Below are 1,017 nucleotides of genomic sequence, written 5' to 3'. Positions count from 1 at the left end.
GAGCTCGAAGGCGATCTACTTCCTCGCGCAGATCGCCCGTCCGTAGAACGCACATCTGGGGGATTTTTGACCGATCAGGCCGACTTCGCCCTGAAACTGCACCGCGTCGCCGTACCCGACCCGGCGGAGAACGCGTGCTGGTCACCGTTCTCGGTGGCCACGGCGCTCGCCCTCGTCCGGGAAGGCGCCCGCGGTGAGACCCGCGCCGAGCTGGACGTGCTGCTGCGGGACTTCCACCCGCGTGGCGCGCTGGACGTGCCCGAACTGGCCGTGGCGAACTCGCTGTGGGCCGACGACAGCCTGGCGTTGAACCCCGAGTTCTCGCTGGCCTCCTCGGTCCGGCGGACGGCCTTCTCCGACCACAGAACTGCGCGCAAGCTCATCAACGCCGATGTCGAGGAGGCGACCAGGGGCCTCATCCCCGAACTGCTCGGCACCGTCTCACCGGCCACGGTCGCGGTCCTCGTCAACGCCCTGTACCTGAAGGTCGGCTGGCGCAACCCGTTCAGGAGCAACGCGACGAAACCGCGGAACTTTCATGCGCCCGACGGTGACGTCGAAGTGCCGACGATGAAGGTGACTGCCGAGCTCGGCTACACCCGCCACGACGGCTGGCAGACGATCGCGCTGCCCGCCAAGTCCGGCGTGGAGATGCTGGTGCTGCTGCCGGACGCCTCGCTGGAGCAGCCGCTCGACCCGTCTGTGTTCGAGGTCCGCGACACCACGAAGGTGGCGCTGTCACTGCCCAAAGTGGACGTTCGGGCGAACTTCGAGCTGAGTGAGGACTTGCCGCGGTTGGGCGTGAAGGCGATGTTCTCCTCGGACGCGGACCTCAGCGGGATCTCGCCGGACCACCTGGTCGTGAGCGAGGTGGTCCACGAGGCTGTGCTGCGCTTGGACGAGCAGGGTCTGGAGGGTGCCGCCGCGACCGCTGTCATGATCGGCCGCGGGGCCGTGCCGGGCCGCCGGGCGGAGCCGATCGTGGTCAACGTGGACCGGCCGTTCCTGCTCGCCGTC

At 68.6% G+C, this 1,017-nt stretch carries 1 protein-coding gene; it reads left to right on the top strand.

Going from position 1 to position 1,017, the window contains the following annotated elements; all coding sequences use genetic code 11:
- Positions 1-66: 66 nt before the first annotated feature.
- The coding region (locus tag LFM09_RS50085) for a serpin family protein (protein WP_414103732.1) at positions 67-1,017 on the top strand (951 nt) is incomplete at its 3' end.

The organism is Lentzea alba, from assembly GCF_047445655.1.
Taxonomy (GTDB): Bacteria; Actinomycetota; Actinomycetes; order Mycobacteriales; family Pseudonocardiaceae; genus Lentzea; species Lentzea alba_A.
Note: the sequence above shows the minus strand (reverse complement) of the source record. Positions and strands in the feature narration are given on the sequence as shown.